The sequence below is a fragment of the Candidatus Acidulodesulfobacterium sp. H_13 genome, from assembly GCF_048541835.1.
Taxonomy (GTDB): domain Bacteria; phylum SZUA-79; class SZUA-79; order Acidulodesulfobacterales; family Acidulodesulfobacteraceae; genus QIJE01.
Genome location: NZ_JBLEOY010000004.1, coordinates 1 through 10,838 on the forward strand (window position 1 = coordinate 1; position 10,838 = coordinate 10,838).

Genomic DNA, 10,838 nt, shown 5'->3' on the forward strand with positions numbered 1-10,838 from the left:
TTCTTGCTTCTTCAACATTGTCTTGTAATAAATCCACCCCATAGATACTTGAAACAGCTATTACAGCATAACGCTCATACTCCGACTGACTCTTTTTATATCTGTTTTTAACAACTTCAAGTTTTCTTCTTAATATTTCAACTAAGAAGTTACCTGTTCCGCAAGCGGGTTCCAAGAAACGAGAATCTATCCTCTCTGTTTCCTGCTTTACCAAATCGAGCATAGCATTAACTTCTCTTTCAGATGTAAACACTTCACCGTGGTCAGCAACTCTTTTTTTAGATTTTACTTGTCTATTATTTTCTTTCATTTATTTTAGGTTCTCACTAAAATTCAAAGATACCGTAATAACCCTGCGCTCCGGAGTTAAACAACTTAAATTTTATGACAAATCTGAAAAGAGAATATTTTTTTATATTGTAAAGTATTCTTGCTGAGCAGCCTGACCATGATAGCACGATGCCGGCAACAATGTTAATTAAAATTTATTCAATCATGATTGTTTAAAGGGAGCCCTTTAATATTCCGAACGTTCCAATTGTTAGGTTGTTTTGCTTAGGCATAACAGAACCCGGTGCCCAGCAAATTTCTGCTTTACTGATTTTTTGACCAAAGCCACTGTGTGTTTCCTCGGACTTATTTTTAAGAATCTTAATAGTACCCCATTCTCTGCCAACGAGGAATTCAATATTGCCTTTTAGTTTTAAATCATCTTTAACAAGGTGTGCTGGAATATATTGCTCCTCGTTAAGCTCGATTTTTACATCTGTATCATTTAAAATAAGGTCTATCCCAAAGAATTTGGAATCGATGACTTCTCTGGTTTTACCCATATCTACTAATGATAATTTTCCCCATCCATATTTTCTGTCTCCACCTACAAAAATTTCAGACAATGCGCCCTTAAGTTGAACGTTTTCACTGTCCCATCCAACAGATTCATTGTCCCTAGTCTTGGCACCATCTTTAATAAAGATATACCCCACAAAATAGACAGGACTTTGTTTATCTCCGACACAAGGCGCAATGAACTCGGATTCATGCAAAGATTCATCCTCCGCTGTATTGCTGCCAGGGAGGACGGCGGTCCGGCTGTAGGATTTAATGAAAAGGCTTTCAAATTCAGATTTTGAGCATTCGCCGTATTCCAGTCCTTTGTCGGTAAATTTAGGTAATAAGGGGATATCAGAGTCAAGAGCAGGGTAAAAATAACTGAGCAGGACATCTTCTTTAAATAATTCTCCATATTTTTGATATGCTTCTGTATTATTTTCTTCTCTAGCCCTTGTCAGATTGGCTGTAAATGCACCCCACATAGCCTTGCCCGTTATGTAATAACGGGTGAGTTCTATATAGCCGAGCGTATGCCAGCCGATGTGAATAGGGCTTTTAGCTTTATAAACAAGCAGGTACGCTTTCCAGCCCATTACGCACCTCCACTGTTTGAACTATCTTCTAAAGTCTTTGCATGATAGCGTGCATAGACAAGTGTGCGTTCAAGAATTTCTTTGGCAAAAAAGAGTTCGTCCAATTTGTCTGAAAGTTTTTCCCTTATTCCCGTCAAGACATCTGTTTCGGTTCCAAAAACGTGTCCTAATATTGCGTCTTGCTTAAGAAAATCAAAAGCTTGATTTTTAATAGCAATATGCTGATCTTTTTTTAGAGAAGAGCGATATAGAAAAAATGCATAAACACCATCTTCCCGAAGAACTCCTAAAACCTTTGTTATAAGCGCCTCGTTAATGCCTTCAATAGAAGCAATACGGCTCCCGTATTCAGCGCATTTCATATCAAGTATTTCCATTGCTTTGTCCTCCCATATTCAGGATTCTTAACCTACCCATTCCTCGCGTATTCATTCCGCCAATTCCAAGGTATTCAAAATAGGCAAGCCCTTTTTCGACATTGGTTTGAATCCACCCTGAATCTGCTTTTAGTTTATTAGCAACATCTTCCATGATTTCCTGTCCGTTTATCCTGAAATATTCCGGTTTGTTATAAACCACGTCAAACCACATTACTGTTGCTCTTGGAATGGCTTCATATGTATAGAGGGCTCCATCCTCTGCTGCCCCTGTGGCAGGGTCTATGGCAACAGAAGTGCGGACTTCAAGATTATCATTGACAATCCGAGAGAAGATTTTATCAGAGACAACAAAAAGGCTGTCTTTTATATCCTTAGACACATCAGGAAAAAGATCATCCAATGTCTCTGTACCTTCCGATTCAAGCATTAGCCAACCGAAGTTAAGTCCATTATTTATCAAATCTGCTCGTCCAAAACTTTTAAACTTATTCAAATCTGCTAATTTAATAACTTTGTTATGTTCCATTAAAATACTTGGAGATGTAACCCATACTGGTCCGATCATTGAGTGAACAGGAAAGAATAAAATCCGTGCGTCATAGAATTGCGTAAGCCCCTGGAAACTTAAATTGCTTTTGCCTTTTGAGAATCCGAAAGAAACGCAGACTTCACAATCAGGATTACCACAATGTCCTTCACCATCGTCAGCACCTTTACCTGCGCAACTGTAATATTTTGGTTCTTCTGGTTTATCTCCTAAATACAAAAGCTCTCCTTTTGGATTTTTTTTTACAGTCGCCGTCTTTTTATCATCTGATATCTTTAACTGATATGCAGGTCTTTGATATTTGAGTTTTGAGTATATTTTTAAACATATTTTTCCATCTTTTATCTCAATAAAATTCCCGTTTTGTATTGCCATTGCCGTATACGCCCTTGTCACACCGGCAATACTTGAACCGGGAATTTTGGGCAAGTTCGTTCCCGGCTCTCTGGTAATCGTGTTATCCACCCTTCCAAGCCTGTATCCGCCAGTGCCAATATGCACAGGGTCAAGGGTCATTGCAAAATATGTTTTCTTTACAAATGGTTCAGCCATTTCAATTCCCTCCTTTTATTTTGTTTCTATTCGTTCTTTTAATATCCCAAGATAAAGTTCAAGGGTATCGAAGAATAATCCGTTTTTAATTGTTTCCTGAAGCAATATGTAATGCTTATCATTTATCTCATTGAATTCCTTTCGGATGGATAGTAATACAAGGTTTATCCACCCATTGAAGTTTTTAGAAGAATTATTGGATATATTTACATCCCATTCCTGATATTTAGTCAGCCAGAGAGATTGAAGATTTCTGAGTTTAGTATCAGTAATTCCCTTTAACTGTTTTCCCTGAAGGAGTTTAAACCAGAGGCACATAATCTTCTGACCGAGTTCATCAAGCAGAAAAGGTTTTGAGCTGAAATTCGCAACATTTGATTTTCTCCTGTTATTCTCACTCAGATTTATGTCATATCGCCTTATGTTTGAATCCAAAAACTCGAAATCGTAATAGTTTGGCAAGACTTGTAGCTCATCCCCTTTCATAATTTCTGAACAATGAACAACATTACCTGCAATCGTCTTGAAAAAACTTTTCCTATTATCTGGCAGACTTTCTTTGTTGTTATTTACAATAAAGTACGAGTGGTGAAAATCATCTTCGCAGTTGCCGAGTTTGGAAGGCAGTTGCCATGTCAGAGTTTTATCTAGCTTGCCGAGAGTACACTTCAGGTCAAGTTTGATGCCAGAGGGAATACTCTCTTTATCTTTTAACGCAGTAAACTTAATCCTTTGTTTACTGAGCTTATCAAAATTATCAACCATTCTCTTGCCTGCATCAAGAACAACAAACATCGGCATCTTGCGGTCAAAAAAGATATTCCCAATACTGAAAGGCAGCCTGCCCATGACCTTGCCAAAGTGTTCAATATACTTTTGGTAAATAAGATTGGTTATTTCAACAGCCCTGTCAGCAGGCACAATGGACATAAAGAGGTTTGGCGTAGCAGTGATTGTGCGGTAGGGGACAAAAGAGCTTCCTTTCTGATCTTTAGAAACTTTAAGATGCGGAAGAGGATCTGTTAGTATTATGTCAGCATTGCTCCAATCTTTTGAAGTTGGAGAGTCAGACTTCGTCTCATTTATTACTTCAATTTCGTTACTGTTTATAATTAGTATATCTATTTTTTTAACTGATTTATCTTTGAATATAACTTTGCCGTCCAATGTTCTTCCGTATTTATTTGGATCTAAATTATTAACGGTTAATTTTAGCCGCCTTTTCTCAGGCAAAAGGGCATTCAAAATGCTTGCAGGTAAATCGTCCAAAAAATTCAATGTTGTATTCCATATATCCAACAATGTTGAAGGGGTCGGAGTTTTGGCATTAAGTAGATTATAAATATCTATAGTTGAATCTTCTTTTTTTGCAGCCTTCAGAAATATTTCCCACTTTGTTCTTATCTTTTTCAGCGCTTCCCCATCCGGACTAAAAGTATTTCTGCGATCATACAAGAAAGCTATATTTTTCGCCCGCTCAAAATCTTTATCTTTAAACAGGGCGTCAATATCATCCTTAATTCTGCCGTAATTAAACTCGCCATAGTTTATATTTGATAGGAATTCCTTCTGTTTTACATTTCCAAGGTTATTGATCTCTTTTTCCAGTCCGCTAGCCTCTGTGACAAATAGACTTCGCACCATTGTCCCTTTCAGCCAATCATCGAGCCCGAACCTTGCAACAATAAGCGCAGCCTTTCTGTGTTTGTCAACTATTTCATCGATAAAAAGTGTTTCATTATGCTTAGGTTTGTATTTATCCGCGTCATTCTTATCATTTTGTGCCCTTCTGTCCATGCAAGTCTTACAGACCTTCTTTTTTTTATCTTCCTTTTCAACTGGTCTAAGCCTGCAAATTGGGCATACTGTTTTTCCGTCTTCAAATGTTTCTAAAGCACCTTTGAAATATTCATCAAATCCATTAACCGAACTATCAAAAGGATATATGGTTTTTTCAACCATACACTGAATCGCTTTGGCCAATGACGTCAGGGTATTGGTTTCTGATATGTTAACAATATGGGGCTGAAGTTCACCTGATGAGGCTTTAGCAGCTATTTTATAAACTTCATCATCTATTTTATTCCTCAACTCTTTCAATTCATAACCATCGAGTTTGGCAGGCACAATAAAATAAATTCCATCATCATCTGAATATATTTCGTTTCCAATCGGATATTCATATTCTATTAAGTCTTTTAAACATCTTTTTATATCTTCTATAATATGCTGCCGTCCAAGAATATCCCCAATCTTCTGACCGTAAGATAAAAAACGCATGCCATTCCACCCGATACCGAAAATGCCAAATTCTACTTTTTCAAATTCAAAGTCGTCAAGTTTCTCATTGCAAAGGATATAACGCACAACAATAACCTTCAGGATCGATGCGACGGCATAATTATGCTCCCAGAGCGTGGTGTCATTCTGCGGTCTTGTCGTATCACTGAGACCTTGATTAAATGCTTTCTTAATTCCGCTAAGAATTTTAATCCGGACTTTACTGTCAAAATGATCAAGATAGCCAGGCAACATATTACCAAGAAAGGCGTACAACACATGTCTTGCTTTTTCCTGGCTCTCGACAGTAACAATTTTATTGCCTTCATATCCGAAAACATTTGATTTGAAAATCTTATTCTTTTGCTCGGCGCTCCAAAGAGGGTTATTGCGGTCAATAGCCGAGTCTAAACCATCGGCAGCCTTGAGTAACTTCAAAATTAGATCCTCGCCTGGCTTTGTATGAAAATCAATAGCTTTTTTTATTGAAAAGTTTTTTTTTCCGGAATCAATATTCGCAGGGATTCTATAGTTTTCAAACTCTGAAGGTATCAGATTGCTATAAACTTCATGCTTATCAAGATACTCATGGTCATGAGGATCAATATCCCAACCATTGGGAATGTCCTGCCATTCTTGCCTGTATTCAAGAAATACCTTGCTGAGTTTTCCGATGTCATGTAGAAGTCCGGCAAGTTCTATAAAGAGAATTTGATTCCGTTTATCATGCAATTTCTTAGAAAGATCAGGCATTATTACCTCCTGAATTTAGCAGTTTGACAACAATTGCTTTTAGCCTATCTTCTAGATCATTAAAAGTCTTTTGCTCCTTCACCTTCAACTCTTTAAAGCTTTTGATTTTAGATTTTTGCTTACTATCTTTTTTTGGTGATTTTTTGATTTCAATTCCATTCATTTCACAGAAAACATCTGACAGTTCATTTTTTGCAATGCCGAACCCGCTACTCCTCTTGGCTGAGAAACCATAGGTCAGCATCATATTCTTTATAGCAGGATAAATCGCCTCCAAGTCCTTTATAACCTCTTCTTTGACTTCTGTCCCAGGTCTGCCCATCAGGTCAAAGGGCATATAAAGGAGACTAAACGTTCCATCTGCACCCCCAGGAACACTTTCTATATATATGGGCTGAATTCCGGCTTTCGTTTTTCTATCATGCGGATTGATGACCTCAAGTCCAATTTGGTTAAAGAATGTAGTATAGAAATTCAACCGCCCTCTTTTAAAATCCTTTTCAACCTTTTTTTCATTACCAAAAAGATTTATAATCTTCGCTGGATCTGTTTCGATATGTTGAGCTACCCATCGCATATTGCCCTTCCACGAACTTCCTGAAACCATTGGAACTTTAAAAACCTTATCTTTTTTTATCGGATTGTCGATTATATAGAAACCTTCATCATCTCTGGAAATGTAGGGAGTTGATAGAAAGAATTTGAATTGGAGGAATAAAGAATATTTTGGCATTATTTCCAACATACCAGACGATGGAACATAGTCTGGTATATCTGAAAACTTGTATCTTTCTAAAAATTGTTGATAATCCTTTTTCGCATCCGCTTTGTTGCGAGTGAGAAGATATTTGTTTTTTGTATATATATCAGAGATATCATTAATCCGAGTTTTATTTTCATCCCACAAGGCAAAAATGTCATTAGTCATAAATTGTCTCCTTTGTTGATCTCTTAAAATTGCGGCGCATAGCAAGAACCAATAATGGCAGTGTAATAGCACCAAAACATGATTCAAGAATAAACAGATAGTACCCACTTTCATTTTTGTAAGTATATTGCCTATTTTTCAGAAATATAGTAGCTACTGAAAAGCTATATACCAATGAACGACTGAAATTTAATAGCATCTCTTTGATATTTTCAACGGAGGGCGGCTGTAACGACAGTGAATAACTAATGGTCTTTTTGCTATGGTTCAAGTTATCATGAACCCTATGAAGACCAGTAAACATAAAGAAAATGGCAAAAATAACTACCATGGCAGTGAAGCGTCCTAATATTTTTAGATAATTTTCACCGTAATCACTTAAAAATTTGTAAAGCCACATAAAAAAATATTCAAAGTCAGAAATTATTTTTCGCTTATTATTTTGTAATAGTAATAATCTGCGCATTTCCATTTCTCCAATGTAGAAGGCTCCTGCTTCCTGGTATTGAAGCTTACTTTCATAATTTATTCTTAACTTTCTGTATAAGCTAAGTACTTCTTTATATTTTTTTTCAGTTTCTGGATCTATGTTGGCAATATGCAGCCACTTATTACGAAAGGGCTTGTAATCCCATTTCTCCTTAAGTTCATCATAAAGCATAGATGTACTTTTAGAACGACCATAACATTCTTTCATGCCGCTGACACCAACCCAAGTACAATCTTTAAAATTTATCCTGCTAATATCTGAGCCCAAGAATGACCAGCGATGCAGATCAATATTATCGAAATCAATTCGCACTGAATTATGCAATTTAATATCGGTAAAAGATATTTCTTCTTTTGAAGTTTGTTCGGATAGCTGCGCATTATTCCAAGAAAGGCCAGCTAAAAAATTTGATTTATTAAAATCCATTTTACCGTGAACGACAGATCCGTCTAAAATGACTTTTCCTTGAAATCACATTCCTCATGGAATTTACACTCACTCATATTGATGGATTTTTCAAAGATAAGGCCTGCCAGCATGATTCCTTTTAAGAAATGGGCTTTTTTAAATATCATCTCTTTGTCAAAGGTTATTGTCGAGCTTTCGCTGCCTTTTTTTATCACTTCTTGATGGAATATGCTATACTCCACTTCAACAGGAAAGACATAGCCGTTAAAGTCAGATCCTTCTTTTTTTTGCAATGCTTGTATAAAATCACTGGTATCTTTATTGTTATCATCACTATGAAATAAACATTTATTATCAAGCTCATAGAGAATGTCGCCATCACTGCAATTTTCATATTCATCAGAATCTTCGCATTTGCTCATCGCTATTTCCTTACAAATTTTTTATAAGCACATATCCCTTAATAATATCATTCTCTTTAAATGCTAACTGACTGAAATCGAGGTTCTTAATGAAACTATCTAAATCATCATCATCACCTGCTCTTATATAGCCAAAACATCGTTCGATCCGGCAATCCTTATTTCCAGTTCCTATGAAAGAAAATATTTTTTTGCTTGCAGAATTTTTATCATTATATTTCTCTTGTACTTTTTGATCAAAACTTGATTTTTCTCTTGAAATAAAGCCACCAAGAAAAATACCAGCTTCATTGACAGTATCTTTATAATTTCCGTTAGCATCTCTTCCAACCAGTTGATTATGCTGAAGTCTATTTATATGTTTACCTTTGACAAACCAAAAATATTTCATATCGGGCCATTCAGGTTTATTATTCCCTTTTTTCTTTTTAAATTCTTCCATATATGGAGTTATCTCATCTGTTTGTATTTTTTCCTTAGGTAAATCTGATCGCACATCTCTTGTAAGTATTCCAAAATCCCTATGGTGAAGTTTTGTATTTTTATATTTTATTTCTGATGGTTTAAAAATAGTTTTCCCGCCTATGGCCCCATGGTTAACAATAAGCTTTAAGGTCATTTTCAGCAATAATTTTTCCTCAGGATCAATCTTTTTTTGTTCAAGAAAATGAAGCTGAAACGCAATTTCTCGCGATGAGAAAGACCGTATTGGCCTGCTTGTCCCCGGTTCTTTTAATTTCAGAATAATTTTACTGCTCCAGCCGGTACAGCCGAACATATAGCAGACAGGGCAGATTTGTTTTTTAATTTGCGGGGCTAACGGTTGGTCTCTATCGAGCTTTTTAGGGTTAAGTTCACAATGCCCCTCGGCTGTCGGATCGCAGGCATAACAATCAAGTCCACGAATTAATACCTCATACCACCATCTAATAGAACCCTTTATTCCTGTTACATGAAGCTCATCATTCTCCCCTTTCACGCCCCCCGTCCAAATCGGTGTCAATGCTTTCAATCTGAATTCCATTCTATTTCTCCCCTCCGCATCTCCGACAGGCAGAGACCCGGCGATATGCAACAATCCCTCTAAGGTCACTGTCTGGTATTATTCTGGTTAAATTCAGCTATTCCTTCTTTTCATCGTCCTCTGTCTTCTCAGTTGCATTCATTTGTGGTGGACATCACTTCTCCCATTCCAAATTATAGTATATCTTAGTTTTTCTCTTGTATTATACACCTTTTGACATTAAATGATATTTCAACAAACGCATCAAGTCTAAAGGGTCTTCGTTGCGATGAAAACAATATAAAAGCAAGAGTCCCCGCAAGGAGGTTCCTGATCAATACACGGAATTCAAGGTCAAGGGTAGTGTGTTCGTTGCATGCAATTCGTGCGGGAGTGAAGAATGAGAGTTATGAGTTTAGAGCCGATATATCCGGTTATTTATACAAAAATAACAAAGGCAGATATTTCAACAATCTTATTTCTTTGTTTGACCTCTTGCCATCGCATGACTTGTATGAAAAGGTTAAGCAAACGAGCGGAGACTTCAGTGTGAGTATCGAAGGTGATATGTATAATAAAATCAAAGATTCGCCTGAATTTATCGACTAATACCTAAAAAGCGGCCGGATGAGGGAAGCCTTTATGAAATCGGCGAAACTCGATATGGCTGATCTTTATGATCAATATCTCAAAATTTTATTGACACTATTTTCAGATGAATATTTTGACCGTTAAAAAAATTTGATAATCAGGGATTATAAAAGATGGAAATCACCCAATCCTAAATATATACTGCTCAACATTGATAAAAATGAGAAAACTGAGCATAATCAACGGAACAGAAGGCAAATATACCGAATTTTTGGCGCAGTTGAAAGAATAGAATAAACAGAGGCCTTCATTTTTGGATGAGATGAGGGAAATTTTGGAATGAAGAACTATGAGTGGGCAGAATGATTGAGGGGATAAAGAAAAAAAGTGGGGGTCGATATGAATTAGCATGCGAATTTTTGAAAAAATTTACCCAAAAATTATAAAAATTGAAAGATATATGAAATTAGAAATATAAACATTGCTGGGCTAAAAAAATAATAAGGCATGGCAGAATGGAACGACGCTTTACACTCTATCACAAGACATGCAGGGGCTAAAGAAAGTCCTTGTGAATTTATAATAAAACAGTTAGAATTGCAATGAACGTACCTATTTATCGCAAGTTTGCTACGTCCGATTTATTCCCATTTTTAAGTGGGGATAAGGATTTTAATTGATGGAGCTACGTTCAAACGCGAAAAGAAAAAAATATACCTTGCAGAGTTTGTTGCTGAAATTGATCTTATAACACAAAAGAATGGCAGTCTATTTGTTGCAGAAATAAAAAAATCTTCCCGAACGATGGCGAGCGGTATAAAACAACTCAAGTATTATCTATATCTGCTCAGTATAAAAGGTATTAAGTGCAAAGGAATTATAAAAATTCCAAAAGAAAAAATATCAATGACAATAGAACTTCAAGAAGGCGATGTGACATTAATCAAAGAAAAAATAGATGAGATCGAAACTCTCTTGTCTAAAGACAATATACCTGTTCCCCCAAAGATTCCGTTTTGCAGAAAATGCTCATATTTTGAATTTTGCTGGAACTAAG

The 10,838-nt window shown here is 36.3% G+C and carries 11 protein-coding genes; 2 read left to right on the plus strand and 9 right to left on the minus strand.

The features are described 5' to 3' along the window. The 9 genes from ACMCNP_RS08275 to cmr1 form a co-directional block, all read right to left on the minus strand. Positions 1–310, minus strand: a 310-nt coding sequence (locus tag ACMCNP_RS08275; protein WP_419316268.1) for a DNA methyltransferase, incomplete at its 3' end; no start/stop codon positions are given. 193 nt (positions 311–503) lie between these two features. Further along, complete coding sequence (locus ACMCNP_RS08280; protein ID WP_419316270.1) at positions 504–1,427, minus strand: hypothetical protein; 924 nt, start codon at positions 1,425–1,427, stop codon at positions 504–506. Next, positions 1,427–1,804 (minus strand): hypothetical protein, encoded by a 378-nt coding sequence (locus tag ACMCNP_RS08285; protein WP_419316272.1) that lies wholly within the window; start codon positions 1,802–1,804, stop codon positions 1,427–1,429. Before ACMCNP_RS08285 ends, ACMCNP_RS08280 begins: the two co-directional genes overlap by 1 nt. Then, a complete protein-coding gene (locus ACMCNP_RS08290; RefSeq protein WP_419316274.1) occupies positions 1,791–2,906 on the minus strand; it encodes an RAMP superfamily CRISPR-associated protein in 1,116 nt (371 codons plus the stop codon). Before ACMCNP_RS08290 ends, ACMCNP_RS08285 begins: the two co-directional genes overlap by 14 nt. Positions 2,907–2,921: 15 nt before the next feature. Then, positions 2,922–5,939 carry a CRISPR-associated protein Csx11 gene (locus ACMCNP_RS08295; protein ID WP_419316276.1) on the minus strand — a complete coding sequence of 1,006 codons (3,018 nt, stop codon included), beginning with the start codon at positions 5,937–5,939 and terminating at the stop codon, positions 2,922–2,924. Then, positions 5,932–6,867 (minus strand): RAMP superfamily CRISPR-associated protein, encoded by a 936-nt coding sequence (locus tag ACMCNP_RS08300; RefSeq protein ID WP_419316277.1) that lies wholly within the window; start codon positions 6,865–6,867, stop codon positions 5,932–5,934. Before ACMCNP_RS08300 ends, ACMCNP_RS08295 begins: the two co-directional genes overlap by 8 nt. Then, the gene (locus tag ACMCNP_RS08305) at positions 6,860–7,783 is read right to left on the minus strand and encodes a hypothetical protein (RefSeq protein ID WP_419316278.1); all 924 of its coding nucleotides are present in this window, start codon (positions 7,781–7,783) and stop codon (positions 6,860–6,862) included. The genes ACMCNP_RS08300 and ACMCNP_RS08305 overlap by 8 nt, the downstream gene beginning before the upstream one ends. Before the next feature lie 23 nt (positions 7,784–7,806). Then, positions 7,807–8,187, minus strand: coding sequence for a hypothetical protein (locus tag ACMCNP_RS08310; RefSeq protein ID WP_419316279.1), 381 nt, complete (start codon positions 8,185–8,187; stop codon positions 7,807–7,809). Between the two features lie 10 nt (positions 8,188–8,197). Next, positions 8,198–9,211 carry a type III-B CRISPR module RAMP protein Cmr1 gene (gene cmr1 / locus ACMCNP_RS08315; protein WP_419316280.1) on the minus strand — a complete coding sequence of 338 codons (1,014 nt, stop codon included), beginning with the start codon at positions 9,209–9,211 and terminating at the stop codon, positions 8,198–8,200. Positions 9,212–9,424: 213 nt separating this feature from the next. On the opposite strand from cmr1, the gene ACMCNP_RS08320 reads away from it, so the two are divergent. Together ACMCNP_RS08320 and ACMCNP_RS08325 are read left to right on the plus strand one after the other, a co-directional pair. Further along, positions 9,425–9,799: a hypothetical protein gene (locus ACMCNP_RS08320; RefSeq protein WP_419316281.1), complete on the plus strand. Its 375-nt coding sequence runs from the start codon at positions 9,425–9,427 to the stop codon at positions 9,797–9,799. 639 nt (positions 9,800–10,438) lie between these two features. Beyond that, the gene (locus ACMCNP_RS08325; RefSeq protein ID WP_419316282.1) at positions 10,439–10,837 is read left to right on the plus strand and encodes a Dna2/Cas4 domain-containing protein; all 399 of its coding nucleotides are present in this window, start codon (positions 10,439–10,441) and stop codon (positions 10,835–10,837) included. The last annotated feature ends 1 nt before the right edge of the window (position 10,838 follow it).

Excerpts from the sequence above, each read along its gene's own strand:
- cmr1 (WP_419316280.1), bottom strand. The coding sequence starts at position 9,211 with ATGGAATTCAGATTGAAAGCATTGACACCGATTTGGACGGGGGGCGTG.
- ACMCNP_RS08280 (WP_419316270.1), bottom strand. The coding sequence starts at position 1,427 with ATGGGCTGGAAAGCGTACCTGCTTGTTTATAAAGCTAAAAGCCCTATT.
- ACMCNP_RS08290 (WP_419316274.1), bottom strand. The coding sequence starts at position 2,906 with ATGGCTGAACCATTTGTAAAGAAAACATATTTTGCAATGACCCTTGAC.
- ACMCNP_RS08310 (WP_419316279.1), bottom strand. The coding sequence starts at position 8,187 with ATGAGCAAATGCGAAGATTCTGATGAATATGAAAATTGCAGTGATGGC.
- ACMCNP_RS08295 (WP_419316276.1), bottom strand. The coding sequence starts at position 5,939 with ATGCCTGATCTTTCTAAGAAATTGCATGATAAACGGAATCAAATTCTC.
- ACMCNP_RS08305 (WP_419316278.1), bottom strand. The coding sequence starts at position 7,783 with ATGGATTTTAATAAATCAAATTTTTTAGCTGGCCTTTCTTGGAATAAT.
- ACMCNP_RS08300 (WP_419316277.1), bottom strand. The coding sequence starts at position 6,867 with ATGACTAATGACATTTTTGCCTTGTGGGATGAAAATAAAACTCGGATT.
- ACMCNP_RS08285 (WP_419316272.1), bottom strand. The coding sequence starts at position 1,804 with ATGGAAATACTTGATATGAAATGCGCTGAATACGGGAGCCGTATTGCT.